Genomic DNA, 25,739 nt, shown 5'->3' on the forward strand with positions numbered 1-25,739 from the left:
ACTGAAATGCTCACCCTTCTGATCGCCGCCGTGGTCACCGGCACCATCGTCGGCGGCCTCGGCCGTCTGGTCCTGCCCGGACGCCAGAACATCGGCTGGCCGGCGACCATCCTCGCGGGCGTTGTCGCGGCCCTGGTCGGCGGCGGCATCGCCTATCTGTTCCACTTCGACGACAAGATCCTCCTCGTGCTTCTCGTGGAGGTCGCCCTGGCGGCCATCTGCGTGTCCGTCATCGCCAAGGCGCAGGCCGGCAAGGGCGGGGCCTGACGCGCCGGCGGTGGGTGAGCGCCGTCGACGCGGTCACGCGGCCGTCGGCGCCGTCCAGCACGGCCCTCGCCGGAGCCATGGGCTCCGGCGAGGGCCGCCGTCGTTGTGCGCGGGCCCGGCGGCTCTTGCTCCCGGCGGGTGTGCGTGTTGGCCGGTGGATCCGGCCCTGCGGTCGCGGGCTATGCCGACGCCGGTGAGGCGGAGGTCGCCGGCGCCGCCGAGGGGCGTTGGCGGGGGAAGCCGACGCGGAGGACGGCGGCGGCCACGGCGGCCGTGAGGACGACGACGGCGGCCAGGATCAGCGCCCGCTGGTAGCCGTGGTGGAGCAGCGGGGTGACGACCAGCGGACCGAGGATCTGGCCGACGGAGTATCCGGCGGTCAGCAGCGCGACCGAGCGGGGGAAGCGCAGGTGGGCGCCCGCGGCGAGGGCGAGGGTGCTGACGCCGACGAACGTCGCGCCGAACAGGACCGCGGAGACCAGTGCCGCCGCCACGCCGTGGACCAGGGCCGGCAGGGCGATGCCGACCGCCTGGATGACGAGCGCGGCGAGCAGCAGGCCGGGGCGGGACCAGCGGCGTCCGAGCCGGGCCCACAGCGCGGAGGACGGCACGGCGGCCACCCCGACCAGGACCCAGGCGCCGCTGCCCAGCCCGCCGGGGGAGTTCTGCTCGATCGCCGCCACCAGGAAGGTGCCGGCGACGATGTAGCCGACGCCTTCCAGGGTGTAGGAGGCGAACAGCGCGGTGAACCAGCGGTGCGGGCGCGTCCTCGGCCCGTCGCCCGCGGCCCCGGCGGGTTCCGCGCGCGCCGTCGGCGCGGCTTCGGGGCGAAGGTTCCACGAGGCCATGGTGAGGACCTCGGCGAGTACGGCCGCGGCGAACCAGGCCGTCCGCCAGTCGGCGAACGGGCGCAGCACCAGGACGATCAGGCCGGACAGCGCGATGCCGCCGCCGATCCCGCCGAACGCCCAGCCGGCCAGGTGCGCGGGGTGCTCGCGCAGGTGGCTCAGGAGAGAGGCGGCCGTGATGACGAAGACCAGGGCACTGGCCACCCCGGCCAGCAGGCGCAGCGCGATCCACACGGCCGGGCTCTCGGTGACGGGCATCGCGGCCAGGCTGCAGGTGAGCACCACCAGCGCGGCGCGCAGCAGGGTGGACGAGCGGACCAGCGCCGGGGACAGGATGCCGGCGAGCGCGCCGATGAGGTATCCGACGTAGTTGGCCGTGGCCAGGTTCGCGCCGGTCGCCGCGGACATCCCGGTCTGATCGTGCATCAGCGGAAGGATCGGGGTGTAGACGAACCGGCCGACCCCCATGCCCGCGGCGAGCGCCACGGCGGCCTGGGCGACGTGGAGCCAGGGCGACCGGAGCGCGCCTTCTCCTCCGGCGGGGGAGGCGAGCAGGGGTCGTTCGGTCATGAGGAGGTCCTTGCGCGGTCGATCGAGGTCTGCGGGCTGAGCCTGCCGTTCGCCGCCCTGGCCCGCCGTCCGGTGGCGCCGGGTACGAAGGCGAGCGTTCGCCGCCTTGGACCGCCCGTCCGGCGGTGGCGGGTACGAACGTGAGCCGTCATCGTGCGATGGCGGCGCGCCCCGGTCGTGGGGGGGTCCCGCGCGGTGACGCACGGGTTCGCTCCACTCACGCGGACGTTGGGCGACGTGCTCCATCGTCGGCCATTCGCCGGGGTGATCGCCACGACCGGCTTCCTCCCTGCTGGTAGGCGAGGCCTATCACCGACGTAGCATGACAAGGGTGGAACTGCGCCAGCTGCGGTACTTCGTGGCGGTGGCCGAGGAACTGAACTTCGGCCGGGCCGCGGAGCGCCTGCTGATCGCGGGTCCGTCCCTGTCCCAGCAGATCAAGGCGCTGGAACGCGACCTGGGCGTGCGCCTGTTCGACCGCGACCGCCGCTCGGTGTCGCTCACCCCGTCCGGGGCGGCCCTGCTCCCGCACATCCGCGACCTGCTGGAGCGCGCCGACGACGTCAGGCACCGCGCCCGCCGGCCGTGCGGGTCGGAGCCGGTCCTGCTCGGCTACGTCAACTGGCTTCCGCCGGACCTGACCGCCCGCACCGCCGCGGTGGCCCGCGTCCACGTCGACGCCTGGGTCGGCCCCTCGCACACCCAGGCCTCCCGGGTGGCGGACGGCGGCCTCGATCTCGCGGTGTGCTGGCTGCGCGCCGGTGACCTGGAGCGGCACGGCCTGAACTGCCGGCTCATCGGCGCCGACCGTCTGCACGCCGTCGCCGCCGGCGACGACACCAGCGAGGTGCCCGCCTCGGACACCGCCGTCCTGCTGGGCGACGACGCCTCCTGGTCGTCCTGGAACGCCTACGCCGCAGAACTGGCCGAAAGGACCGGCGCCCGCCCGGTGCGCGTCTCCGACGGCGGCATCACCGGCCCGGCGTTCTTCGACCACGTGCGCCGCAGCGGCCGTCCGGTCGTCAACTCGCCCAAGGGCCAGACCGCGTCACTGCCGCCGGACCTGGTGCGACGCCCGGTCGTCACGCCACAGCCCTACTGGACCTGGTCGCTGGTGTGGCGCCGGAGCGAGGTCCGCGCCGCGGTCCTCGCCGTCGTCGAGGCCCTGGGCGACGGCGGCGACGCCGGCGACTTCGGCGTTCACGGCCCGGACGCCTGGCTGCCCGAGGACGACCCGCACCGGCGGTAGGCGGGCGCCGCCTACGGTGATACGTCGCCTACGGTGACACGACACGTCGAGGAGCCGGCCGGTCGTTCACCGCGGCTCACCGGTGCCCGTCGATGTGGGTCTTGATCTCGTCAACAGGAGAACGCCGATGAACGGCAACACAGATAACGAAGCGATCCTCCGGGGGGTCCTGGACCGGTGGAAGGCCGCGGTCGACGGCCACGAGCCCGAGCAGGTCGCGGCCCTGTTCACCGAGGACGCGATCTTCCAGGGGCTGCATCCCTACAGCGTCGGCAGGCCCGGCGTGGCGGCCTACTACGCCTCCCAGCCGCTCGGGCTGACCGCCGAGTACCGCGTCCTCGAGACCCGGGCGCTCGCCGACGGCCTGGTCCTCGGCTACCTGGCCGTCGACTTCTCCTTCACCGACCGCCCACCCATCGCCGTCAACCTCAGCGTCCTGGTGAGGCGGACGGAAGAGGGCTGGTCCCTCGCCCACTACCAGGTCTCCCGCCTCGGCTAGCCGATGACGCCGCCCCCGGGTCCCAGGCGAAACGCCTGCCCCGGGGCGATGGCGCCGCGTCAATGGTCGAGCAGGGTGAGGGCGGGGGCGCCGGGAGTGGCGTCGAGGCGGGCGCGGCCGCCGATGGGGAAGGTCGCGAACGGATAGGTGTGGCCGACGTCGATGTTGCCCAGGACCGGGATGCCGGCGAGGGAAGGCTGGGCGGCGATGAGCTGTTCCAGCAGGGAACGCGTCATGCCGCTCGACCTCTGGAAGCGTCCGATCGCCACTCCGCGCACCGACTCCGCGCCGGGTACCTGGAGCAGCGAGGTCAGATCGCGCGCGAAGGTCGCCGGGTGCGACTCGTAGTCGTCTTCGAGGATCAGCAGCGCGTCGTCGAGCGGGGGCATGTACGGGGTGCCCTGCAGCAGGTTGAGGGTGCACAGGTTGCCGCCCACGACGCGCCCCTCGGCGGTGCCCGGGTGGATCGGCCACCAGCCCTCGTTGGGCGCCGGCTCGCGCTTGTCCTGGTCCAGCCACCACAGATCGTCGTTCCACTGCTCCGAGGGGGTGAGCGTGACCGGCGCGCTGTCGAACACCGCCGCGGTGAACCACCCCAAGATCTGCTCGAAGTGGTCGCGCATGCCGAACGTCGCCCAGTGCGGCCCCGAATAGGTGACCAGGCCGGTGCGGGCGAGGACGGCGTTCTGCAGGGCCGTGATGTCGGAGTAGCCGCACAGGATCTTCGGGTTGGCGCCGATCAGCTCCCAGTCCAGGAAGGGCAGAAGCTGGTTGGAGCTGTAGCCGCCGATCACCGTCAGAATCGCCGCGACCGAAGGGTCGGCGAAGGCCTCGTGCAGGTCGGTGACCCGCGAGGCGACAGAGGAGGAGTCGAAAGCGTCCCGCTCGTCCACATGCCGCCCGTAGGTAAGCGTCAGGCCGAGTTCGGCGAACCGGCGCTCGGTGATGGCGCTGTGGTCGTTCTCCAGCACCATCGCACGCGACGAGGCGGGCGCCACCACCCGCACGGTGTCGCCCCTGCGCAGCTTCCGGGGGAATGTCACGTTCATTTCGCGAGGGTAGCGGCCCGCCGTCGGCCGGCGAACCTCATTTTCCAAGCGAGGAAGATTCTCGCGGGTGCCGGTGTTCGTCCGTTCGGACTGCCCCGAAGATGTGACAGGAGAGACGAATGACCGATCGAGCGGATGAGATGATCAAGGCGTTGCGCTCCGGCCTCGACGACCTGGCCGGGCTGGTGCGCGGCTTCACCGCCGACGACCTCGCCCGCCGGTCCGGCGCCTCGGAGTGGGACGTCTCGCAGGTGCTCAGCCACCTCGGCAGCGGCGCCGAGATCTTCCTCGCGACCATCGACGGGGCCCTGAGCGGCGCCGGAGCCCCGGACGGGGATTTCATCAAGAGCATCTGGGCCCGGTGGGACGGGTGGTCGCGCGCCGAGCGCGCGGAGCACGTCGTGGGCGCGAACGAGGCGCTGGTGAGCCGGCTGGAGGGGCTGGACCGGCAGACCAAGGACGAACTGCGCATCCCGCTCTGGTTCCCCGCCCCGCCGAGGGACGTGGCCGGCCTGACCGGCATGCGGCTCACCGAGTTCGCCTACCACACCTGGGACGTCAAGGTCGCCTTCGACCAGGCGGCGACGCTGGAGCCGTGGGCGGTCGCGCTGCTGCTCGACGAGGCCGGCGTGCTGCTCGGCTTCACAGGCAGCGCCGGCGAGCTGGACGGCCAGGCGGCCATCGCGGTGCGGTTGACCTCCCCGGAGCGGTCCTTCGGCCTCGGCATCGACGACGCGGTGTCCCTGACCGACGTCCCCGGCGCGCCGGACGGCGTGCTTTCCGCCCCGGCGGAGTGGTGGCTGCGCCTGGTCGCCGGCCGTCACGCCCCCGAGCACACGCCCGCCGAAGTGAGCCTGGACTCCGAGAAGATAACCCTGGACGACCTGCGCCGCGTCTTCCCGGGCTTCTGACCGGCCGCCCTCAGCCGCCCCACCCCTCGCCGCTCTCAGCCGCCCCACCCCTCGCCGTCCTCGCCACCCGTCAGTGCCCGGCCGGCCGCCGTCGCTCGCTTCTCACCGGGCGGTCACCCGGCGCCCAGCCGGGACAGGACGGGCGGCAGGCCGTCCTGATGGACGACGGTCAGCCGCCGGGTGGCCCGGGTGATCGCGACGTAGAGATCTTGGCCGCCCTTCGGGGACTGGGCCAGGATCTCGCCGGGCTCGACGATCACCACCGCGTCGAACTCCAGCCCCTTGGCCTGGGTGACGGTCAGCACGACCGACGGCGAGTCCAGGGCGTCCGCCGTCAGCGCGGACGCCGCCTCGGGGAGCGTCGCGGCGATCTCGCCGTGCCGGGCGTCGGCGGTGAGGACGGCCAGCCGTCCCTCGCCGATCTCGGCCAGCTCCGACCGCACCAGCTCCGGGAGGAGGCGGCGCAGCTCCGCGCGGGGCACCCGCAGGGCGCGCGGCGGCGCCCCGCCGTCGCGGACGGAGATCGGCGGCTCCTGGTCCGGGGCCACCGACCTGAGCACGTCCACGGCGACCTCCATGATCTCCGCCGGGGTGCGGTAGTTGACCAGCAGCCGCGCCTCGCGCCAGCGGTCCTTGAGGTGCGGGTCGAGCATCGCGCCCCATGACCGGGCGCCCGCTGCCGCGCCGGTCTGGGCGACGTCGCCCACGATGGTCAGCGACCGCGCCGGCACCCGCCGCATGATCGTGCGCCAGGCCATCGCCGACAGCTCCTGCGCCTCGTCCACGATGACGTGGCCGTAGGCCCAGAGCCGGTCGCGCTCGGCCCGCTGCGCGGTGGTGAGCGCGTCGCCGCCGTCGTCGTGCCGGTCGGCCAGGGCGCCGGCGTCCATGATCTCCATCTCGGCGACCCCGCTGATGTGCAGCACCTCGCGCGCGTACAGCTCGGCCTCATCGCGTTCGCGCGCCGCGGCGCGCTCGGCCGCCCTGGCCTCGGCGTCGTCCTCGCCGAGCAGGTCGGCCGCCTCGTCCAGCAGCGGGACGTCCTCGACCGTCCAGGGTGAGCCCGCCGGCCGGGCGAGCGCCTCGCGCTCGGCGGGCGAAAGGGACGCGGCGGCCGAGCGCAGCGCCGCGTCGTCGGCGAACAGCTCCGACAGCAGCCGCTGCGGCGTGAGATACGGCCACAGCAGGTCCAGCGCCTCGCGCACCTCCCGCGTCTGCCACAGGGCCTGGCGGGCGTAGTGCAGGTCCCCCTCCTCCAGCGGCCGGTCAAGGCGCCGCGCCTCGTCCAGGGCGAGCGCGCTCAGGACCGAGTCGACGAACAGCTTGCGCGCCACGTTGTGCGGGCCGCGCACGGCCCGCGCGCGGTCGCGGGCGCGCTCGCAGGCGGCGTGGCCGACGCTCAGCTCCATGCGCTCGACGACGACCTCGACCCCGCCGCGCACCGACGTCTTGGTGGGGACCCGGACGGAGAGGTCGCCGTCGGGGACGCGCTGGCGGTCGCGCACGGCGGCCCGGACCACCTCGACCATGCGGGTGTCGCCCTTGACCAGCGCCGTCCGCGGCTCGTCGGCCGCCGTGGCGCGCACGCCGGGGTACAGCTCGCCGACGGTGGTCAGCACGACGTCGGTCTCGCCGAGCGAGGGCAGCACCTGGCCGATGTAGCGCAGGAACATGGCATTGGGCCCGACCACCAGCACCCCGCGCCGCTCCAGCGTCCGCCGGTGCGCGTACAGCAGATAGGCCGCGCGGTGCAGGGCGGCCACGGTCTTGCCCGTGCCGGGGCCGCCCTGGACGACGAGCGCGCCGGCCAGGCCGGAGCGGATCACCTGGTCCTGCTCGGCCTGGATGGTGGCGACGACGTCGCCCATGCGGCCGGTGCGCCCGCGCCGCAGCGCCGCCATCAGAGCGGCCTCGCCGACCAGGGTGCGGCGGTCGGGCTCGCTTATCCGCGCGAGGTCGAACACCTCGTCGTCCAGGCCGACGACGGTGCGGCCGCGGGTGTGCAGGTGCCGGCGGCGCACCAGGGGCCCCGGGTCGCTCGGGGTGGCGGTGTAGAACGGGCGGGCCGCGGGGGCGCGCCAGTCGATCAGGACCAGTTCGTCGCGGGCGTCCCGCAGCCCCACGCGACCGATGTAGTAGGTGTCGCCCTCGACGTCGTCGACGCGGCCGAAGCACAGGCCGCGCTCCACGCCGGACAGCTGGGCCAGCCGCCGGGCGTGCTCGTGGGCGGACACGTCGCGTTCGAGCCGCGCCTGGTGGGTGCCGCCGGGCCCGCCGCGCCCGTGTTCGTGGCGCAGCGCCGTCTCGGCGCGCTCGCGTACGGCGTCGAGGCGCTCGTACAGCATGGAGACGTAGGACTGTTCGGCGCGCAGGGCTTCGGTCCGGGCGCTGGAGGATGCGCGACGCTCCATAGGTGTGGTATACTCCTTACGGGCAGGGTGTATGGCATCTTGATGAAGACATGTCAAGTGCACGAGCGTAACAGCTCGCGCCCACCCTCGCATCCGTCCGACGCGGCCCGTGCGGGCCGCGCGTCCATCACCCGGTCGTCGCCCGTAGGCGGCGCGTCATGCCGCCTGCACCGTCGCCACGGCGTCCGCCGTGCTCTGGTAGGTGTCGAAGTGGTGGTCCAGATGGGTGATGGTCAGCAACCTCGAGACCATCATGCCGGGCGTCACCGCCAGCGCCAGTCTCCCGCCCATCTCGCGAACCCGGTTGTAGGTGTTGACCAGCAGCCCCAACCCCAGGGAGTCGCAGAAGCTCGTGCGCGTCAGGTCGAGCACGAGGCAAGGAGGGCGCACCCCCTCTATGGCGTGGTCGAGCTCCGCGCGCAGGCGCGGCACGGCACTCATGTCGAGTTCCCCGTCGATCTGAACGATGACGCATTGTCCGTCGAGTCGTTCACTGATGTGCAATCCCGTTTCGTGCGCCGGATATGCCATCTCGTCACCTCCGTCGGGGCCGGGCTACCCCGACAAACGGGTAATAAGCCCGCGCGGCCAAATGAGCAGGTAAAACGGGTGATGCCAACGCGGTGATTGCGCCGCCAGGCGCGGGTCATCGGTTACATAATGAATCGCAATGGAGACGGAAAGTAGTCGGCGTGTCGACGTGAGCATCGTGGTGCCCGTCCACAACTGCCGCCCCTACCTCGACCGGTGCCTCACGTCGTTGCTCACCCAGGCCGTGAGCAAGGAGATCGTCGTCGTGGACGACGGCTCCACCGACGGCAGCCGCGAGCTGCTCGCCGACTATGCCGAGAAGTTCCCCGAGATACGGGTCTGGCACCAGCAGCCGTCCGGCGGCGCGGCCCGGCCGCGTAACCGCGCGATCGCGCACTCCAGCGGGCGCTACGTCTTCTTCTGCGACGCCGACGACCACCTCGGTCCCGAGGCGCTCCAGCGCATGGTGGCCATGGCCGAGCGCAACGGCTCCGACATCGTGCTCGGCAAGATGGTGGGGCACGGCCGCACGGTGCCCACCTCCATGTTCCGGGAGAACCGCGACCACGCGCCGCTCGGCGAGAGCACCGTCTACAACACCCTCACCTGCTTCAAGCTCTTCCGGCGCGAGCTGCTGACCCGCCACCGGATCCGGTTCGACGAGTCGCTGCGCGTGGGGGAGGACATCGTCTTCTCCGTGCACGCCTACTGCCACGCGCGCACGATCTCCGTGGTCGCCGACCACGACTGCTACCACCTGACGGCCCGCCCGGACGGCACCAGCATCATGCAGGAGCCCGGCAGCCGAGACCCGCTCGCCTGGCTGCGCATGATCCGCACGCCCATCGAGCTGATGACGCGCCACATCCCCGAAGGGCCGCTGCGCGACCACCTCATGCGCCGGCACTTCCGTTTCGACATCCTGGCCCAGCTCGGCGCGCCGTTCCTGGACGCGGACGCCGCGCGGCGCCGTGCCATCGCCGGGGAGGTGTCCGACATGTGCGCGGCGTGGCTGACCGACGGCGTGCTCGAACGGCTGCGCCCCATCGACCGGCTTCGCGCCGCCTCCCTGGGGGACGCCGCGCGGCTCGAACGGCTCGCCCGGGTCGAGACCGCCGTGCTGCGCCGCCGCCTGACCGCCCTCGAATGGAGGGGGCACCGCCTGGAGATCTCGGGCCGCGCGTCGTTGTCGGACTCCTGGAACGGCGTGGCGGTCGGTCTGCTGCTCAGGGAACGCTCCACGGGAGCCGAGCGGCGGGTGCCGGTGACCTCGGTGGCGGACGTCTTCGCCGCCGGGGTCGAGGTCTCGCACCTGCCCCCCGGAGTGTGGGACATGTACGTCGTGCTGGCGTGCGAGGGAGTGCGCCGGGTGGCGCGGTTCGGCGCCGACCGCGACTCCGGGGTCGCCTGTCCCGCCGTCCGGCTGACCGGCGCGATAGCGGTGCCCTACTTCACCCGCCCGCACGGCAACCTCACCATCGACATCGGCGGCCATGTGGCGGCGGTCCCCGGGGCGGCGCGGCTGACCCGCGCCGCGTGGGGTGGCAAGGGGTCGCTGACCATCGAGGGCACGGTGACCGTCGGGGAGGGGTGCGCGGTCGCCGGCCGCGCCCGCCAGGTGGTCTGGCGCGAACGCTCCTCCGGCAGCGAGCGGCGGGTCCCGGTGACCGCCGCCGGCGCGGCGGGGTTCACCGCCACCTCCTCGCTCGACGCCACGGGCGTCTGGGAGGCCGAGCTGGAGCTCGACCTCGGCGGGCCGCCGCTGCGCTACCCCGTGCAGGTCGGCGAGATCGAGGTCGCCGGGCTCGGGCCGGGGATGGCCTGGTGGCGGGGGCGCAGGCGCTGGACGGCCACCGCGCGGGCGTCCAAGATCCGCCGCAGGCTCGTGGTCACCGTCTCGGCCCGCGGCCCGCGAGCGGTCGTGCGCCGCACCATCCGCATCGGCCGCTGACTCGCCCGCTGACCCCGGCCGCCGACCGCGGCGGAGCCCGCGACGGCGAGGTGGTTTCCGGCCGGCCGAACCTCGGCCGAGCCCGCACCGAGTAGGGGGCTTCACTTGGGGGCGGCCACGGATATGTACCTCTGGGGCCACATAAGGGGTGGCGCCCACCCCTACCAGTGAGAGGGCGACGCCCCAGCATTTAGGTCGTTCTTGCCAGTCTCTTGCAGCTACGAGGTAATGGCTTAGAGTTGGCACGACTCGATCCCACCTCGGAGGCTCTGGTGCACGTACCAGACGGTTTCTTCAACGCGGCGGTCTCCATCGGCGCGGGGGCCTTCGCCGCCGCCGGCCTGGCCGTCTGCCTGCGCGGCGCGCGCCGCGAACTCGACGACCGCACCGCCCCGATGGCGGGCCTCGTCGCGGCGTTCATCTTCGCCGTCCAGATGCTCAACTTCCCCGTGGCGGCCGGCACCAGCGGCCACCTTCTCGGCGGCACACTGGCCGCGGTGCTCGTAGGGCCGTACACGGCCGTGTTGTGCGTGGCGGTGGTGCTGCTCGTCCAGGGGTTCTTCTTCGCGGACGGCGGCCTCACCGCGCTCGGCGTCAACATCACCCTGATGGCCATCGTCACCTCCGTCGTCGGCTGGGCGGTGTTCCGCCTGATCGTCCGCAGCGCCCCCCGCAGCCGCGCGGCCATCCCGGTCGCGGCCTTCATCGGCGCCGCCGTCTCGGTGCCGGTCGCGGCGATGGGCTTCACCCTGCTGTTCTGGATCGGCGGCACCGCGCCGATCGACGTGTCCTCGGTCGCGATCGCGATGGGCGGCGTGCACGTCCTCATCGGTCTCGGCGAGGGCCTGATCACCGCGCTCACCGTGAGCAGCGTGCTGGCCGTGCGCCCCGACCTGGTCTACGGCGCGAAGGGGTTGAAGGCCAAGCTGGTGCTGCGCACCGCCGACGGCGCCAGCACCGAGGTCGCCGGCGGGCCCGCGCCCGCGCCGTCCCGCAGCCTGCGGCCGCTGCTCATCGGCGGCGCCCTGGTCACCGTCCTGCTGGCCGGCGTGGTCTCCTTCTACGCCTCCAGCAGCCCCGACGGGCTGGAGAAGGTCGCCGGCGACAAGGGGCTGAACGTCAACGAGCGCGGCCACTCCCTCGGCGGCGGGCCGCTGTCGGACTACAGCGTCAAGGGCGTGCAGGACGAGCGGCTGTCGGTGGGCGTCGCCGGCGTCGCCGGCGTCGGCATCACGGTGCTGGCCGGCGGTGCGATCTTCTACGTGGTGCGGCGCCGCAACCGCCAGGGCGAGGCCGAGGGCCGGCTCGACGGTGACAAAGTGAGCGCCTGATGGGCGCCGGGCACACCCACCAGCTCTACCGGCCGGGCGACACGGTGATCCACCGCCTGCCGCCCCAGTGCAAGCTCCCCGCGGTCGCGGCGTTCGCCGTGGTGGTGGTCGCCACGCCGCGGGAGGCGTTCTGGGCCTTCGGGGTCTACGCCCTGCTGCTCGCCGCGGTCGCCGCGGTGGCCAGGGTGCCGGCGAGGTTCCTGCTGCGCCGCATGGTCATCGAGGTGCCGTTCGTGATCTTCGCGGTGGCACTGCCGATCATCGGCCTGGGTGAGCGCGTGGAGGTGCTCGGCCTGTCGCTCAGCTCCGCGGGCCTGTGGTCGGCCTGGAACATCCTGGCCAAGGCCACCCTCGGCGTCGTGGCCAGCATCCTGCTGGCCGCGACCACCGAGCCCCGCACGATGCTGCTCGGCGCGCAGCGGCTGCGCCTGCCGCAGACCCTCGTGCAGATCGCCATGTTCATGCTGCGCTACATGGACGTGATCCTGGACGAGATGCGCCGCATGCGCGTCGCCCGCGAGGCGCGGGGCTTCGTGGCCCGCGACGTGCGCCACCTGCCGGTCATCGCCAAGTCGGCCGGCGCGCTGTTCATCCGCTCCTACGAGCGCGGCGAGCGCGTGCACCTGGCGATGCTGAGCAGGGGCTACACGGGGTCCATGCCCGTCATCGACAACCTGCGCGCCTCGGCGCGCAGCTGGGCGACCGCCTCCCTGCTTCCCATGGCCGCTCTGGCGACGGCCGTACTGTCCTGGAGTCTCACGTGAGCAATCCGCCACCTTCCCTGCGCGTCAGCGAACTGGCCTACGCCTACCCCGACGGCACCCAGGCGCTCTACGGCGTCGACCTCACCATCGGGCGCGGCGAGCGGGTCGCGCTGCTCGGCCCGAACGGCGCGGGCAAGACGACCCTGGTCATGCACCTCAACGGCATCCTGACCGCCGGGCACGGCGAGGTCGAGGTGGCCGGTCTGCCCGTGCGCAAGGACAACCTGGGAGAGATCCGCCGCCGCGTCGGCCTGGTCTTCCAGGACCCCGACGACCAGCTGTTCATGCCCACGGTCCGCGAGGACGTCGCGTTCGGCCCGGCCAACATGGGCGTGCGCGGCTTCGAGCTGGAGCTGCGGGTGAACGAGGCGCTCGCGCAGGTCGGGCTGCCCGACATCGCCGACCGGCCGCCGCACCACCTGTCGTTCGGGCAGCGCCGCAGGGTCGCGGTCGCCACGGTGCTGGCCATGCAGCCGGAGATCCTCGTGCTGGACGAGCCGTCGTCCAACCTCGACCCGGCCTCGCGGCGCGAGCTGGCCGAGATCCTGCGCTCCCTGGACGTCACCGTGCTGATGGTCACCCACGACCTGCCCTACGCCCTCGAACTGTGCGAGCGCTCGCTGATCCTGTCGGACGGGGTCATCGCGGCCGACGCGCCGACCCGTGAGATCCTCGCCGACCCCGACCTGCTCGCCGCCCATCGCCTGGAGCTCCCGTTCGGCTTCGCGGTGGCTCCTCAGCCGCTCTGATCCGCTTTCAAGCGGCGATGCTGTGGCGTACTGAGCCCGTCGCCGCGCCGTCAGGACTAAAGTGGGCCCCGCAAGGAGGTTCCACATGAAGTTGCGGCTGGCGCGGCGCGCGTTCGGAGACGCCGTCGTCGTCGCTGTCGAGGGCGAGCTCGATCTGTTCACCGCGCCCTTCCTGCGCGACGAGGTGCGTGATGCGATCAAGCAGGACAGCAGCCGCCTGGTGCTCGATCTCGCCTCGCTGTCCTTCATGGACTCAAGCGGCCTGTCGGTGCTCATCGAGGCGTGGCGCCTGGCGACCGGCGAGGGCGGCGGGGTGTCGCTCGCGGCCCCGCAGGCGCCGGTGGCGCGCATCCTGCGCACGACCGGTCTCGACCGGCGCATCAAGGTTTATCCTGACGTCGACGCCGCCATCTCGGCCGAGATTTGAGCCACCCCCAGTAGAACTTCATTCGGTTGCCACGTTAAGGTCCGGGATATGGACCTGAACGGAGCAGCAGCAATCATCTCAGGCGCCGCCAGCGGCCTCGGCGAGGCCACGGCGCGCGAGCTCGCGGCGGCGGGCGCGACCGTCGTGCTGGCCGACCTGAACACCGAGCGCGGCAAGGCGATCGCCGACGAGCTCGGCGGCGTCTTCGTGCAGACCGATGTCTCCGACGAGGCCTCGGTCCAGGCGGCCGTGGACGCCGCCGTGGCGACCGGCAAGCCCCTGCGCGCGGTGGTCAACAGCGCCGGCATCGGCTGGGCGTCGCGCACCGTGGGCCGGGACGGCTCGCCGCACGACCTGGCGAGCTACCGCAAGGTGATCGACGTCAACCTGATCGGCACCTTCAACCTCATGCGCATCGGCGCGGCGGCCATGGCCAGGACCGAGCCGGCCGACGCCGACGGCGCGCGCGGCGTGGTGATCAACACCGCGTCGGTCGCCGGCCTGGAGGGCCAGACCGGCCAGGTGGCCTACTCCGCGTCCAAGGGCGGCATCATCGGCATGACGCTGCCGGCCGCCCGCGACCTGGCCGCGATCGGCGTGCGGGTGCTGACGATCTGCCCGGGCATCATCGACACGCCCATCTACGGGTCGGGCCCGGAGGCCGAGGCGTTCAAGGCCAAGCTGTACGCGCCGGTGCCCTTCCCCAAGCGCATGGGCCGGGCCTCGGAGTTCGCCCACCTGGTGCGGTCGCTGGTCGAGAACGACTACATGAACGGCGAGGTCATCCGCTTCGACGGCGGGATCCGCTTCCAGCCCAAGTGAGCCCGCTCGTATCCGCGAACCGGAGGTAAGGGTGTCTGACGAGGTTCTCGTCGAGGTCGACGGCGGCATCGCCGTCATCACGATCAACAGGCCGCAGGCCAGGAACGCCATCAACGGCGCCGTCGCGCGCGGCGTGGTGGCCGCCCTGGACGAACTGGAGGACCGCAAGGACGTCTCGGTGTACGTCCTGACCGGCGCCGGCGGCAACTTCTCCGCGGGCATGGACCTCAAGGGGTTCCTGAGCGGAGACTTCCCGGCGGTCGAGGGGCGCGGGTTCGGCGGCCTGGTCGAGGCGCCGCCGAAGAAGCCGATCATCGCGGCGGTGGAGGGGTACGCGCTGGCCGGGGGGTTCGAGCTGGTGCTGTCCTGCGACATCGTCATCGCCTCCGAGGAGGCGAAGTTCGGCCTGCCCGAGCCCAAGCGCGGCCTGGTGGCGGGCGCGGGAGGCGTGATGCGCCTGCCGCGCCGCATCCCCTACCACATCGCCATGGAGATCGCCCTCACCGGTGACTTCTACCCGGCCGCGCGGCTGGCCGAGCTCGGCCTGGTGAACCGGGTGACCCCGCCCGGCGGCGCGCTCGCCGCGGCCAAGGAGTTCGCCGCCAAGATCGCCGCCAACGCCCCGTTGTCGCTGCTGGCGACCAAGCGCATCCTGGTCGAGTCGGCCGACTGGTCGCTGGACGAGATGTTCGCCCACCAGTCGGCGATCATGAACCCGGTCTTCGGGTCCAAGGACGCCATGGAGGGCGCCGCGGCGTTCGCCGAGAAGCGCGCGCCCAATTGGACGGGCGAGTGATCGTCTCAGGGAAATGATCGTCACGCCGCCGGCGATCAGCGCCGGCGGCGCGGAAGGCGCATGATCCGATACCCGGAACATGCGCCTTTTTCGCGTGCATCGGAAATCGCGGGTTAAACACGGTCCGCGTACGGTAAAGGGAGGACAAAAAGCGTTCCAGGTCCCGCTGCGAGGAGAACGATGAGCGACTACGCGACCAGAGTGAGAGCTCCGGGCGCCACCTCGGGCGAGAAGGTACGCCGGCGTGTGGTCGACCTGGTCACCGGCGCTCTCGGCGCCGCCATCGTCATCGCGCTCCTGGTGTGCGTCGAGTGGGCGGTCGAGGTGGTCGATTACGTCCTGCCGGAGAACCTGGACCAGTACGGCATCCGCCCGCACCAGGTGGACGGCCTGAGCGGCATCCTGTTCGCGCCGTTCCTGCACGCGGGTTTCGGCCATCTGATGGCCAACACCGTGCCGCTGGCCATCCTCGGCTTCCTCGCCGCGCTGCGCGGCCTCGGGCGTTTCGTCCTCGCCAGCGTCATCATCATCGTGGTCAGCGGCCTGGGGGTGTGGCTGGTCAGCCCGCCCGGGGTGACGCTGGGGGCGAGCGGGCTGGTGTTCGGCTACTTCGGGTACGTCGTGACGCGGGGCCTGTTCGACCGGCACCTGCTGGACATCGCGCTCGGCATCGGCGTCGCCGCGCTGTACTACTCGCTCATCTGGGGCGTGCTGCCGGGCCAGCCCGGCATCTCCTGGCAGGCCCACCTGTTCGGGCTGGTCGGCGGGGTGATCGCGGCCTGGACGCTGCGCCGCAGGAGGCGCGCGGCGGCGCTCGCGTGAACACCGAAGACCGACGGCGGAACGGCGCCGGTCGCCACCGCGGAGAAAACGCGGGATGAACGATGGCAACTGACATGGCGGGTGCCCGTGGGCCACAATGTCGGCGTGAATAGCCTGGGCTCACTGGAGCGCGCCATCATGGAGGTGCTCTGGGACGCGGCCCACCCCCTGCTCGTCCGCGAGGTGCAGGGAAAGCTCAACGCGGACGCCGAACGGCCGCTCGCGTACACCACCGTGCAGACCGTCGCCGAACGGCTCGTCAGGAAGGGCCTGCTGAGCCGCACCGCCGAGCGCAAGGCCTTTCGCTACTCCGCCCGGCGCAGCCGCGACGAGCACGTCACGGCGGTCATGCTGGCCGCCCTGGCCGAGACCGACGACCGTGCCCCGGTGCTGTCGTGCTTCGCGCAGAGCGTCGAACTGGACGACGCCCTGCGCCTGCTGGAGGAGCTGGCGCGCCGCACCGGCGCGCCGCCCCCCATCACCGGGCCCGGCTGGGTGCCCCCGCCCTCGTCCTGACGGGCGGTGAGTGGGCGCCTGTCAGCCCTGGAGCCGCTCGACCACGTGGTCCACGCAGGCCGTCAGCGCCTCGATGTCGGCCGGGTCGATGGCCGGGAACATCGCGACGCGCAACTGGTTGCGGCCGAGCTTGCGGTAGGGCTCGGTGTCGACGATGCCGTTGGCCCGCAGCACCTTGGCGACCTCGGCGGCGTCCACTTCGGGCGCGAAGTCGATGGTGCCGACGACGCTGGACCGCTGGGCGGGGTCGGCGACGAACGGCGTGGTGTAGGAGGTCTTCTCGGCCCAGGTGTACAGCCGCCCGGCCGAGTCGGCGGTGCGCGCGGTGGTCCAGGCCAGGCCGCCGTTGCGGTTCATCCACTCGATCTGGTCGGCGAGCAGGAACAGCGTGGCCACGGCCGGGGTGTTGTAGGTCTGGTCCTTGACCGAGTTGTCGATCGCGGTCGGCAGGCTGAAGAACTCGGGCACGAACCGGTCGGTCGCGGCGATCTCCTCCACCCGGGCCAGGGCGCGGGGGGAGAACAGGGCGATCCACAGGCCGCCGTCGGAGGCGAAGCTCTTCTGCGGCGCGAAGTAGTAGACGTCGAACTCCCCGGCCTCGACGGGCAGGCCGCCGGCCCCGGAGGTGGCGTCGACGAGCACGAGCGACTCGTCGTCGGCCACGCGCTTGATCGGCATGGCCACGCCGGTGGAGGTCTCGTTGTGGGTGAGCGCGTAGACGTCCACGCCGGCCTCGGGCGTGGCCCGCGGGTGGCTGCCCACCTCGGACTTGATCACGGTCGGCTCGGCGAGCCAGGGCGCCTTGGCGGCGACGGCCGCGAACTTCGACGAGAACTCGCCGAAGTGGAGGTGCTGGGACTTCTCCCTGATGAGCCCGAAGGCCGCGATGTCCCAGAACGCCGTGGTGCCTCCGTTGCCGAGCACCACCTCATACCCCTCGGGCAGCGAGAACAGGTCGGTGAGGCCCTCGCGCACCCGGCGGACGAGGTTCTTGACCGGCTTCTGGCGATGGGAGGTGCCCATGACGCTCGCGCCGGCGGAGGCCAGGGCGGCCAGCTGCTCGGGGCGTACCTTGGAAGGCCCGCAGCCGAAACGGCCGTCAGCGGGCTTCAGTTCAGCGGGAATCTCGATGTCAGCCACCTAACCAGGGTAGTGAGCCGCCCCGGTGCTCACGTCGCCGGTCCGGATCCTGAGACCCGGTGGGCGTGTCGCCTGAGACTCGGCGGGCGGGCCGCCGGGGCGGCGGGCACGCGAAAGGCCCGCAACCTGCGGCTGCGGGCCCTGTGCGGGCGCGGCGTCGGTGGCCGGCTTCGCCGGAGGGCGTGACCGGTTCCCGTGCGGACGGCGGGGTCAGTTCTTGCCGGCGACCTCGTCGGCTCCGGGAACGTCGTCGATCGAGCGCTGCGGGGGGCCGACGTACTTGGCGCTTGGGCGGACCAGCCTGCCCGTGCGCTTCTGCTCCAGGATGTGCGCCGCCCACCCGGCGGTGCGGGCGCAGGTGAACATGGAGGTGAACATGTGCGGGGGCACCTCGGCGAAGTCCAGCATGATCGCGGCCCAGAACTCCACGTTGGTGGCCAGGACGCGGTCGGGCTTGCGGGCGTGCAGCTCGGCCAGGGCGGCCTTCTCCAGTGCGCAGGCGACCTCGTAGCGGGGGGCGTTGAGCTCCTGCGCGGTGCGGCGCAGCACGCGGGCGCGGGGGTCCTCGGCGCGGTACACGCGGTGGCCGAAGCCCATCAGACGCTCGCCGGAGTCCAGCGCGCGCTTGACGTAGGTCTCGGCGTCGCCGATGCGCTCGACCTCCTCGATCATGTGCAGCACGCGGGCGGGGGCGCCACCGTGCAGCGGGCCCGACATCGCGCCCACCGCGCCCGACAGGGCGGCGGCGACGTCCGCGCCGGTGGAGGCGATCACGCGGGCGGTGAAGGTGGAGGCGTTCATGCCGTGCTCGGCGGCGGAGGTCCAGTAGGCGTCGATGGCCTTGACGTGCTTGGGGTCGGGCTCACCGCGCCAGCGGATCATGAAGCGCTCGACGATGGTGTCGGCCTCGTCGACGCGCGACTGCGGGACCATCGGCAGGCCCAGGCCGCGGGCCGACTGGGCGACGAACGACAGCGCGGTGACCGAGGCGCGTGCGAGATCGTCGCGGGCCTGGTCTTCGTCGATGTCGAGGAGCTGGCGGAAGCCGTAGGCGGGGGCCAGCATGGCCAGGGCGCTCTGGACGTCGACGCGGATGTCACCGGAGTGGACAGGGATGGGGTACGGCTCGGCCGGAGGAAGGCCGGGCTTGAACTTGTTGTCGACGAGCAGGCCCCACACATTGCCGTAGGAGACGCGGCCGACCAGCTCTTCGATGTCGACGCCCCGGTAACGCAGGGCGCCCCCTTCTTTGTCCGGTTCCGCGATCTCGGTCTCGAACGCTACTACGCCTTCGAGCCCGGGTTTGAAGTCGGACATTCTCGGCCGCCTCCCTTTCTTGAAGTCAAAGCCTTGATGTCGAGATACCGGCGGGTCATATTCAACCCCCTCGGCGTGGGTGCTCTGCCGCAGGGCCCACCGAAACGCGATCCGCCCTGGTGGGGGGTGCGACTTCGGCTGTGGCGCCGGACGCGGAAGAATACCGGTCTGTGGATGCCGCATCGAGCCCGCCGCCGCCGTTCGCGGCGCTGCGCCGTACGTACGAGGGCCTGCCGCTCAGCGAGGCCGATCTCGCCGCCGACCCTGTGACGCAGTTCGCGTCATGGTTCGCCGACGCCGTGGACGCGGGGTTCCCCGAGCCGAACGCCATGGTGCTCGCCACCTCCTCCGCCGGGGGCCGCCCGGCCGCGAGGACCGTCCTGCTCAAGGGATACGACCAGGAAGGCTTCGTCTTCTACACCAACTACGAGTCGCGCAAGGGCCGCGACCTGGCGGAGAACCCCCGGGCCTGCCTGGTGTTCCCCTGGCACCCCATGCGCCGCCAGGTGCGCGTGGAGGGCACCGTGGTGCGCCTGCCGCGGGAGGATTCCGCCGCCTACTTCCATTCTCGCCCGTACGGCTCTCGCATAGGCGCCTGGGCCTCCCGGCAGTCGGCGGTCGTGCGGTCGCGGGAGGAGCTGGACGACCGCTACCGCCAGCTCGCCGAGCGCTGGCCGGAGGAGCCGCCGATGCCCGAGTTCTGGGGCGGGTTCCGCGTGGTCCCGGCGGAGGTCGAGTTCTGGCAGGGGCAGGTCGACCGCATGCACGACCGGTTGCGCTACCGCCGCGCGGGCGGGGTGTGGCTGGTGGAGCGGCTGGCCCCCTGACCTCCGGTCGGCACCCCCTCCCTCTGAACCGCTCACCCCCACAACCTGGGTAATGTGTCCGGAGATTTCTCAAATGTCCGGGTTGGTGAGGTGGAAATGGCGCTCGTCCTTCAGTCGGCGCTGAAGCGTGTCGCCGTCGACACCCGCCCGCTGGGCGTCGCCCCGTACCGGCGGCTGCTGCTCGGGCAGGGTGTCTCGTTCATCGGCTTCCAGCTCACCTCGGTGGCCGTCAGCGCCCAGGTGTACGACATCACCCACTCCTCCCTGTGGGTGGGCCTGCTCGGGCCGGCCAACCTCATCCCGCTGGTCGTCTTCGGCCTGTGGGGCGGCGCCGTCGCCGACGCCGTCGACCGCCGCAAGCTGTTGCTCATGGGCTCGGTGGTCGCCTGGCTGGCGACGGCCGCCCTGCTGTTGCACGCCTGGGCGGGGCTGAACAACGTGTACCTGATGCTCGCCATCGTCGCCGTCCAGTCCACCGGCTTCGCCGTCACCTCGCCGACGCGCAGCGCGATCATCCCGAGGCTGGTGGCCGCCGAGCGCGTCGCCGCGGCCAACACCCTGAACTTCCTGGTCAGCAGCGTCGGGACGGTGCTCGGCCCGCTGCTCGCCGGCATCGTCCTGGCCAGGTCCGGATACGCCGCGGCCTACCTCATCGACGCCCTGCTGTTCGGCGCCGGGTTCTACGCCGCCGTCCGGCTGCCCCGCCTGGCCCCTGTCGGCGAGGTGTCCCGGCCGGGCCTGCGGTCGGTCGTGGACGGCCTGCGGTACATCGCCACCCGGCCGATCGTGATGATGTCCTTCGTCGTGGACATCATCGCCATGGCCTTCGCCCTGCCCCGCGCCCTGTACCCGGAATTGACGGCCGAGCGCTTCGGCGGGTCGCCGGTCGCGTTCGGCTGGCTGTCGGCGAGCCTGGCGATCGGCGCCGTCGCGGCCGGACTGGTGTCCGGCTGGGTCGGCAGGGTGCGCCGCCAGGGCGTGGCGCTGACAATCGTGATCGCGCTGTGGGGGCTCACCGTCGCGGCGGCGGCGTTGGCGCAGCCGCTGTGGCTGATCGTGGCGCTGCTCGCCGTCGGCGGAGCCATCGACCTGGTCTCCTCGGTCTGGCGGCAGACGATCTTGCAGACCTACGCCCCCGACGAGATGCGCGGGCGCATGCAGGGCGTGTTCATGGTCGTGGTCGCCGGCGGTCCCCGCCTTGGTGACCTGCGGGCCGGCGCGACGGCCGGCGCCTTCGGGCTCGTGCCGGCCTGGGCGGGCGGCGGGCTGCTGTGCGCCGCGATCGTGCTGGTCGCCGGGCTCTCGATCCCGGCGTTCCGCAACTACGACGCGGTGCGCGACGGGCTCGCGCGGCGCTGATCCCGGCGCGGCCGGCCGGGACGGGCGGCGCCGCCGGGGGCGCGCGGCCGTCGAGGGAGCCGGCGCGGACCTGTCCTGCGAGATCAGGTTCCGTGGGTTCAGGCGACGCGCTTGGCGAAGGATGCGATCCTAGAGAAGGAGTCACATGTTGCCGCCGCCGCGGTCGTCGTTCCCCGTCTCGCACCGTTGTGTCGGTAGGTCTGCGTAAGCTCTGTCCGGACGCCGATCCGTTCCCGGGAGACAGCGCCATCGGCCTGTGCGGACACGGCCGTGGCCCACGGGAGCCCGACGTAGCATCGATACTTGGGAGGGGAGGAGCCTTGACCGCACACGGCCTGATCGACACCACCGAGATGTACCTCCGTACGATCTTCGAGTTGGAGGAGGAGGGGATCACCCCTCTGCGCGCCCGCATCGCCGAGCGGCTGCAGCAGAGCGGCCCCACCGTCAGCCAGACGGTGGCCCGCATGGAGCGTGACGGCCTGGTCCGCGTCGAGGGCGACCGTCACCTGACCATGACCGACCTCGGGCGCACGCTCGCCACGCGGGTGATGCGCAAGCACCGCCTGGCCGAGTGCCTGCTCACCCAGGTCATCGGCCTTCCCTGGGAAGAGGTGCACGTCGAGGCCTGCCGCTGGGAGCACGTCATGTCCGAGTCGGTGGAGTCCCGCCTGGTCACCCTGCTCGACAACCCGGTGGTCTGCCCCCACGGCAACCCCATCCCAGGTCTGGACGAACTGGGCGTCAAAGAGTCCGACTCGTCCGCCGATGAGGTGATCTCGGCCATGGCCGATCTCGCCGGGCCCAGAGGCATACCCGTAGTCGTGCGGCGAATTAGCGAACAAGTGCAAAGTGATCCTGCTGTGATGCTTAAACTCAAGCAAGTTGGGATACAACCCGGACGCGAGGTGACGCTCGCGGCGAGCGACGACGGTGTACGGGTGACAGGTGACGATGAAGCGCACAACACGCCCGCGGAGTTCCCGCGCGATGTCGCCGCGCACGTCTTCGTCTCCCGGCGCTGACCGGTCAGAGCGTGATCGCTTGCATCTCAGTGGGGGGTCTCCCTTTCCCTTGTCCCTCAGCCCCGCCTTCCCCGAGCCTCCGGCCGGTCGTCGCCTGACCGCCGAGGCTGTTGCAGGAGCGCACGTGGTCGCCTTCGCCCATGCCCCTCTCCGAGGGGCGGCCGCCCGATGAAGCGATGGGGGGACCTCTCGCAGGACGCGGCCGACCATCTGACGCCCGAGTCGGTCCTCGACCACGCCGAGATGGCCGTGGTCGTCACCGACCGGTTCAGCAACGTGCTCTACTGGAACCCGTTCGCCGAACGCCTGTTCGGCAGCCCCGACAGGCCAGGCGCCGCCGACCCGACCGTCCTGTCCCTGGGCATCATGGAGAAGGACCACCCCCTGGCCGTCGAGCTGGCCAAGCACGTCCTCAAGGGCGGCGTGTGGGAGGGCACCTTCGACGTGGTGCGCGGCGACGGCACCATCATCTACGTCCGTGCGCAGGCCGTCCCCCTGCGGCACCCCTCCGGCTCGGTCACCGGCATCGTCATCACCGCCCGCGAGGCGATGCGCAGCAACGAACGCGAGAAAGACCGCTTCGGCCTGCTCGAACGCATCGGCGAGCGCCTGGCCGGCTCCCTGTACGTCGAAGAGACGCTCAACCGCGTCGCCGAGATGCTGGTGCCCCAGTTCGCCGACCACTGCTTCATCGAGCTGTCCGAGGGCGACCGGCTGGTCCGCAAGGTCTCCACCCACGTCAAGGGGTGGACGCCCCCGCCGGGCACCTGGCGCCCCATCGGGTCCGAGATCCGCTACCCCGCCGGCCACTACGCCGAGATCGCGCTGCGCCGGCAGGAGACCATCATCGTCGAGGACTTCGCGACGATGAGCTACCCCTCGCCCAGCGAGGAGGCCACCAGGCTCTGCAGCGAGATCGGCATGACCTCCGCCATCGTCGCGCCGCTGTGCGCGCGGGGCGAGACGCTCGGCCTGATGTACCTCGGCATGTCCAACCTCACCGACCGGCGCTCGCCGCACTACGACGCCTTCGACCGCGACTTCGTCGGCGCCATCGCCACCCGGGTCGCCATCGCCGTCGACAACGCGCTGCTGTTCGAGGAAGAGCGCCACACCGCCGAGTCCTTCCAGAAGTACCTGCTGCCCCGCGAGCTGCCGCAGCTCGACGGCCTGGAGATCGCGGTCCGCTACTACCCCGCCGCCCCGCTCGCCTCGCACGGCCAGGGCATCCAGACCCAGGTGGGCGGCGACTGGTACGACGTGATCCCGCTGTCGGCGGGGCGGGTCGGCATCGTCATCGGCGACGTCGAGGGCCGCGGCGCCAAGGCCGCGGCCGTCATGGGCCAGTTGCGCGCCGCGCTGCGCGCCTTCGCCCAGGACGACAAGTCCCCGGCCGACATCCTGGCGCGGCTCAACGAGTGGACCCGCATCATCGCCGCGCCCGAGCGCGACGACTACGGCACCGACGTCAGCACCCCGCCGATCGTCACCTGCCAGTACCTGGTGTACGACGCGTGGTCGCGCCAGTTGTCCTTCGCCAACGCCGGGCACTCCCCGCCGCTGCTCATCGTCGACGGCGTGGTCACCGAGCTCGACATCTCCGAGGTCGGCCAGCCGCTCGGCGTCAACGCCAAGGGCATGCACGCCGACCTGGTCTACAAGGAGGAGACGCGGGTGCTGCCGCCCGGCGCCGCCCTCCTGCTCTACACCGATGGCCTGGTCGACCGCCGCCCGGCCCGCGAGTCCGGCGAGGCGCCGCTCAGCGACGAAGAGACGCTGCGCATCCTGTGCGAGAAGGTCGCCAAGGCCTCGGCCGAGTCGGTCGAGCGCGTCGCCGACGCCGCCACCGTCGCGGTCCCCGGCGAGATCGACGACGACATGGCCATCCTGGTGATCCGCTCCGCGGGCAAGGAGCTCAAGTTCGAGGAGCGCACCTTCCCCGCCCAGCCGATCATGGTTGGCGAGGCCCGGCGCATGGCCTCGGAGGCGTTCGCGAGCTGGGACGTCCCCGAAGACCGGGTCGAGCTGGCCTGCCTGCTGGTCTCCGAGGTCGTCACCAACGTCGTGCTGCACGCCGCCAGCGCCAGCGTCCCGCGCCGCGAGCTGGTGCTGGACGGCCCGCCGCTGCCGTTCGACGAGTCCTGGGACGTTCCGGGGCTGGACAACGACATCGTCAACGAGAAGGAGTTCACGCTGCGGCTGCGCCGGGGCGAGGAGTCCATCTGGGTGGAGGTCTTCGACCAGGATCTCCGCCTGCCGCGCATCCGCAGCGCCGGCGAGAACGACGAGGGCGGCCGCGGCCTGTACCTGGTCGACCAGCTCGCCCGCCGCTGGGGCTCGCGTCCCACCAAGGAGGGCAAGGCCGTCTGGTTCGAGATCCCCACCAAGGGCCGCTGAGCGGCCCGCGGGTCCATCGAGGGCCGCTCACCGGGGTCGGCGCGCGGCGCGCGGCGCCTGCGGGGAGCGCGCCGGGCCGCCGTGACATGGTCACCCCGCCCAGGCCCCGCTGAGGAAGAGCGCGGAGTGCAGCAGCATGAGGGGGCCGAGGATCAGGGCGTAGAGCGTCATCACCCACGCCCTCCCGGTGGCGATCTTGGCCACCAGGACCCACACCGGGAAGTACAGCAGCAGCGAGCGCGGGATCGACAGGTAGTACGCCGACGTCAGCAGGGCCACGGCCTGGCCTCCGGTGTAGACGGCCTCGCTCCACCTGCGCAGCACGAGCAGCCAGACCAGCACGCAGACGGTTACCACCGCCCCGGCGATCTCCATCTTGAACGAGGCCGCGAAGTCGCCCGATCCCGTGGCCTCGCGCCAGGAGATCCGCCATGCCTCCCATGGCCAGGCGAAGTCGCGTCCCCACCCGGCCTCCTGGGCGTGCTTCCAGGCCAGCCAGTCTCCCGACCTGCCGTACTGGTAGGCCGAGTACGCCACCAGCGGAGCCAGGGGCAGCACCAGCCACCCCGCCCGCCGGGGCGACTTCCGGCGCGTACAGAACTCCACCATGAGCGCGAGCGCGAGGAACAACCCCGTGACGCGCACGCAGGAGGCTCCGGCGGCCAGCATGGCGGCCTGCGGCCAGCGGGCCCGCTTGGCGGCCAGCCAGGCGGGGATCGCGAAGGCGAGGAAGAGCGACTCGCTGTAGCCCGCCGCCAGGAACACCGCCGTCGGGAAGAGCAGCAGCGCCAGCACCGCCATCCAGCCGTGGGCGCCCTCGGCTTCGGCCAGCCGGGCCAGCGCCATCATGGCCACCGCGCCGGCGGCCAGCGAGATCAGCATCCCGGTCGCCGTCCAGTCGGGGACGACGAGGTGGACCATGCGCATCAGCAGCGGCAGCCCGGGGAAGAACGCGGGCAGCCCGGGGTCGTGCGGCTTGGCAGGATCGCCGTCGTAGCCGTATTGGGCGATCGTGGTGAACAGGACGACGTCCCACTTCTGCCACTTGTTCACGTACTCGCCGAGCGTCACGCCGAGCAGCGTGGACACCAGGATCCCCACGCGTGAACCGAGCCACAGCAGCAGCGCGTCCCGCCTGGCGGAGCGAGTGATCATCGCGGC

Annotated in this window: 24 protein-coding genes; 17 read left to right on the forward strand and 7 right to left on the reverse strand. The window is 72.1% G+C overall.

Annotation, left to right across the window (positions count from 1 at the left end; genetic code table 11):
- The first annotated feature begins 6 nt into the window (after nucleotides 1–6).
- Nucleotides 7–267, forward strand: coding sequence for a GlsB/YeaQ/YmgE family stress response membrane protein (locus tag ABZU32_RS15115; RefSeq protein ID WP_354922166.1), 261 nt, complete (start codon nucleotides 7–9; stop codon nucleotides 265–267).
- Nucleotides 268–446: 179 nt separating this feature from the next.
- Here ABZU32_RS15115 and ABZU32_RS15120 read toward each other — a convergent pair whose 3' ends face one another.
- Nucleotides 447–1,685 carry a YbfB/YjiJ family MFS transporter gene (locus ABZU32_RS15120; protein ID WP_354922170.1) on the reverse strand — a complete coding sequence of 413 codons (1,239 nt, stop codon included), beginning with the start codon at nucleotides 1,683–1,685 and terminating at the stop codon, nucleotides 447–449.
- Nucleotides 1,686–2,007: 322 nt separating this feature from the next.
- Here ABZU32_RS15120 and ABZU32_RS15125 point away from each other — a divergent pair, with 322 nt between their 5' ends.
- Both ABZU32_RS15125 and ABZU32_RS15130 read left to right on the forward strand, forming a co-directional pair.
- Nucleotides 2,008–2,934 (forward strand): LysR family transcriptional regulator, encoded by a 927-nt coding sequence (locus ABZU32_RS15125; protein WP_354922173.1) that lies wholly within the window; start codon nucleotides 2,008–2,010, stop codon nucleotides 2,932–2,934.
- Nucleotides 2,935–3,061: 127 nt separating this feature from the next.
- On the forward strand, nucleotides 3,062–3,433 hold the full coding sequence (locus ABZU32_RS15130; protein ID WP_354922176.1) for an SgcJ/EcaC family oxidoreductase: 372 nt from the start codon (nucleotides 3,062–3,064) through the stop codon (nucleotides 3,431–3,433).
- 59 nt (nucleotides 3,434–3,492) lie between these two features.
- Here ABZU32_RS15130 and ABZU32_RS15135 read toward each other — a convergent pair whose 3' ends face one another.
- The gene (locus ABZU32_RS15135; RefSeq protein WP_354922179.1) at nucleotides 3,493–4,482 is read right to left on the reverse strand and encodes a S66 peptidase family protein; all 990 of its coding nucleotides are present in this window, start codon (nucleotides 4,480–4,482) and stop codon (nucleotides 3,493–3,495) included.
- A gap of 119 nt (nucleotides 4,483–4,601) precedes the next feature.
- On the opposite strand from ABZU32_RS15135, the gene ABZU32_RS15140 reads away from it, so the two are divergent.
- A complete protein-coding gene (locus ABZU32_RS15140) occupies nucleotides 4,602–5,393 on the forward strand; it encodes a maleylpyruvate isomerase family mycothiol-dependent enzyme (RefSeq protein WP_354922182.1) in 792 nt (263 codons plus the stop codon).
- Between the two features lie 113 nt (nucleotides 5,394–5,506).
- Here ABZU32_RS15140 and ABZU32_RS15145 read toward each other — a convergent pair whose 3' ends face one another.
- Entirely contained in the window at nucleotides 5,507–7,804 is a 2,298-nt protein-coding gene (locus tag ABZU32_RS15145; protein WP_354922185.1) for an ATP-binding domain-containing protein, read from the reverse strand.
- Nucleotides 7,805–7,960: 156 nt separating this feature from the next.
- A complete protein-coding gene (locus ABZU32_RS15150) occupies nucleotides 7,961–8,335 on the reverse strand; it encodes an STAS domain-containing protein (protein ID WP_354852378.1) in 375 nt (124 codons plus the stop codon).
- Nucleotides 8,336–8,504: 169 nt separating this feature from the next.
- On the opposite strand from ABZU32_RS15150, the gene ABZU32_RS15155 reads away from it, so the two are divergent.
- From ABZU32_RS15155 to ABZU32_RS15195, 9 genes are all read left to right on the forward strand, one after another.
- Nucleotides 8,505–10,286 (forward strand): glycosyltransferase family 2 protein, encoded by a 1,782-nt coding sequence (locus ABZU32_RS15155; protein WP_354922188.1) that lies wholly within the window; start codon nucleotides 8,505–8,507, stop codon nucleotides 10,284–10,286.
- Between the two features lie 272 nt (nucleotides 10,287–10,558).
- Nucleotides 10,559–11,617, forward strand: a complete 1,059-nt coding sequence (locus ABZU32_RS15160) for an energy-coupling factor ABC transporter permease (RefSeq protein WP_354922190.1) — start codon at nucleotides 10,559–10,561, stop codon at nucleotides 11,615–11,617.
- Nucleotides 11,617–12,381, forward strand: coding sequence for a cobalt ECF transporter T component CbiQ (gene cbiQ, locus ABZU32_RS15165; RefSeq protein ID WP_354852384.1), 765 nt, complete (start codon nucleotides 11,617–11,619; stop codon nucleotides 12,379–12,381). The genes ABZU32_RS15160 and cbiQ overlap by 1 nt, the downstream gene beginning before the upstream one ends.
- A complete protein-coding gene (locus ABZU32_RS15170) occupies nucleotides 12,378–13,130 on the forward strand; it encodes an ABC transporter ATP-binding protein (protein WP_354922193.1) in 753 nt (250 codons plus the stop codon). The genes cbiQ and ABZU32_RS15170 overlap by 4 nt, the downstream gene beginning before the upstream one ends.
- Before the next feature lie 85 nt (nucleotides 13,131–13,215).
- Nucleotides 13,216–13,557: an STAS domain-containing protein gene (locus ABZU32_RS15175; protein WP_354852388.1), complete on the forward strand. Its 342-nt coding sequence runs from the start codon at nucleotides 13,216–13,218 to the stop codon at nucleotides 13,555–13,557.
- A gap of 48 nt (nucleotides 13,558–13,605) precedes the next feature.
- Entirely contained in the window at nucleotides 13,606–14,379 is a 774-nt protein-coding gene (locus tag ABZU32_RS15180) for an SDR family NAD(P)-dependent oxidoreductase (RefSeq protein ID WP_354922196.1), read from the forward strand.
- A 31-nt stretch (nucleotides 14,380–14,410) separates the two neighbouring features.
- Nucleotides 14,411–15,175, forward strand: coding sequence for a crotonase/enoyl-CoA hydratase family protein (locus tag ABZU32_RS15185; protein ID WP_354852390.1), 765 nt, complete (start codon nucleotides 14,411–14,413; stop codon nucleotides 15,173–15,175).
- A gap of 180 nt (nucleotides 15,176–15,355) precedes the next feature.
- The gene (locus ABZU32_RS15190; protein WP_354852392.1) at nucleotides 15,356–15,997 is read left to right on the forward strand and encodes a rhomboid family intramembrane serine protease; all 642 of its coding nucleotides are present in this window, start codon (nucleotides 15,356–15,358) and stop codon (nucleotides 15,995–15,997) included.
- Between the two features lie 105 nt (nucleotides 15,998–16,102).
- Nucleotides 16,103–16,513: a BlaI/MecI/CopY family transcriptional regulator gene (locus tag ABZU32_RS15195; RefSeq protein WP_354852394.1), complete on the forward strand. Its 411-nt coding sequence runs from the start codon at nucleotides 16,103–16,105 to the stop codon at nucleotides 16,511–16,513.
- Nucleotides 16,514–16,534: 21 nt separating this feature from the next.
- On the opposite strand, the gene serC is transcribed toward ABZU32_RS15195, so the two are convergent.
- Entirely contained in the window at nucleotides 16,535–17,653 is a 1,119-nt protein-coding gene (gene serC, locus ABZU32_RS15200) for a phosphoserine transaminase (protein ID WP_354852396.1), read from the reverse strand.
- A 210-nt stretch (nucleotides 17,654–17,863) separates the two neighbouring features.
- Nucleotides 17,864–18,970, reverse strand: a complete 1,107-nt coding sequence (locus ABZU32_RS15205; RefSeq protein ID WP_354852398.1) for a citrate synthase 2 — start codon at nucleotides 18,968–18,970, stop codon at nucleotides 17,864–17,866.
- Between the two features lie 170 nt (nucleotides 18,971–19,140).
- On the opposite strand from ABZU32_RS15205, the gene pdxH reads away from it, so the two are divergent.
- The 4 genes from pdxH to ABZU32_RS15225 all read left to right on the forward strand — a co-directional run bounded on the left by pdxH (nucleotide 19,141) and on the right by ABZU32_RS15225 (nucleotide 24,578).
- Nucleotides 19,141–19,797 carry a pyridoxamine 5'-phosphate oxidase gene (gene pdxH, locus ABZU32_RS15210; RefSeq protein ID WP_354922199.1) on the forward strand — a complete coding sequence of 219 codons (657 nt, stop codon included), beginning with the start codon at nucleotides 19,141–19,143 and terminating at the stop codon, nucleotides 19,795–19,797.
- A gap of 96 nt (nucleotides 19,798–19,893) precedes the next feature.
- Entirely contained in the window at nucleotides 19,894–21,156 is a 1,263-nt protein-coding gene (locus ABZU32_RS15215; protein ID WP_354922202.1) for an MFS transporter, read from the forward strand.
- Between the two features lie 320 nt (nucleotides 21,157–21,476).
- The gene (locus ABZU32_RS15220; protein ID WP_354852403.1) at nucleotides 21,477–22,181 is read left to right on the forward strand and encodes a metal-dependent transcriptional regulator; all 705 of its coding nucleotides are present in this window, start codon (nucleotides 21,477–21,479) and stop codon (nucleotides 22,179–22,181) included.
- A 168-nt stretch (nucleotides 22,182–22,349) separates the two neighbouring features.
- Entirely contained in the window at nucleotides 22,350–24,578 is a 2,229-nt protein-coding gene (locus tag ABZU32_RS15225) for a SpoIIE family protein phosphatase (RefSeq protein WP_354852404.1), read from the forward strand.
- A 90-nt stretch (nucleotides 24,579–24,668) separates the two neighbouring features.
- Here ABZU32_RS15225 and ABZU32_RS15230 read toward each other — a convergent pair whose 3' ends face one another.
- On the reverse strand, nucleotides 24,669–25,733 hold the full coding sequence (locus ABZU32_RS15230; RefSeq protein WP_354922205.1) for a mannosyltransferase family protein: 1,065 nt from the start codon (nucleotides 25,731–25,733) through the stop codon (nucleotides 24,669–24,671).
- Nucleotides 25,734–25,739 lie beyond the last annotated feature (6 nt).

The organism is Sphaerisporangium sp. NPDC005288, from assembly GCF_040607475.1.
Taxonomy (GTDB): Bacteria; Actinomycetota; Actinomycetes; order Streptosporangiales; family Streptosporangiaceae; genus Sphaerisporangium; species Sphaerisporangium rhizosphaerae.

Excerpts from the sequence above, each read along its gene's own strand:
- cbiQ (WP_354852384.1), top strand. The coding sequence starts at position 11,617 with ATGGGCGCCGGGCACACCCACCAGCTCTACCGGCCGGGCGACACGGTG.
- ABZU32_RS15130 (WP_354922176.1), top strand. The coding sequence starts at position 3,062 with ATGAACGGCAACACAGATAACGAAGCGATCCTCCGGGGGGTCCTGGAC.
- ABZU32_RS15190 (WP_354852392.1), top strand. The coding sequence starts at position 15,356 with ATGAGCGACTACGCGACCAGAGTGAGAGCTCCGGGCGCCACCTCGGGC.
- ABZU32_RS15215 (WP_354922202.1), top strand. The coding sequence starts at position 19,894 with ATGGCGCTCGTCCTTCAGTCGGCGCTGAAGCGTGTCGCCGTCGACACC.
- ABZU32_RS15225 (WP_354852404.1), top strand. The coding sequence starts at position 22,350 with ATGAAGCGATGGGGGGACCTCTCGCAGGACGCGGCCGACCATCTGACG.
- ABZU32_RS15205 (WP_354852398.1), bottom strand. The coding sequence starts at position 18,970 with ATGTCCGACTTCAAACCCGGGCTCGAAGGCGTAGTAGCGTTCGAGACC.
- ABZU32_RS15135 (WP_354922179.1), bottom strand. The coding sequence starts at position 4,482 with ATGAACGTGACATTCCCCCGGAAGCTGCGCAGGGGCGACACCGTGCGG.
- ABZU32_RS15125 (WP_354922173.1), top strand. The coding sequence starts at position 2,008 with ATGACAAGGGTGGAACTGCGCCAGCTGCGGTACTTCGTGGCGGTGGCC.
- ABZU32_RS15230 (WP_354922205.1), bottom strand. The coding sequence starts at position 25,733 with ATGATCACTCGCTCCGCCAGGCGGGACGCGCTGCTGCTGTGGCTCGGT.
- ABZU32_RS15120 (WP_354922170.1), bottom strand. The coding sequence starts at position 1,685 with ATGACCGAACGACCCCTGCTCGCCTCCCCCGCCGGAGGAGAAGGCGCG.
- ABZU32_RS15115 (WP_354922166.1), top strand. The coding sequence starts at position 7 with ATGCTCACCCTTCTGATCGCCGCCGTGGTCACCGGCACCATCGTCGGC.
- ABZU32_RS15150 (WP_354852378.1), bottom strand. The coding sequence starts at position 8,335 with ATGGCATATCCGGCGCACGAAACGGGATTGCACATCAGTGAACGACTC.
- ABZU32_RS15180 (WP_354922196.1), top strand. The coding sequence starts at position 13,606 with ATGGACCTGAACGGAGCAGCAGCAATCATCTCAGGCGCCGCCAGCGGC.
- ABZU32_RS15175 (WP_354852388.1), top strand. The coding sequence starts at position 13,216 with ATGAAGTTGCGGCTGGCGCGGCGCGCGTTCGGAGACGCCGTCGTCGTC.
- ABZU32_RS15140 (WP_354922182.1), top strand. The coding sequence starts at position 4,602 with ATGACCGATCGAGCGGATGAGATGATCAAGGCGTTGCGCTCCGGCCTC.
- ABZU32_RS15145 (WP_354922185.1), bottom strand. The coding sequence starts at position 7,804 with ATGGAGCGTCGCGCATCCTCCAGCGCCCGGACCGAAGCCCTGCGCGCC.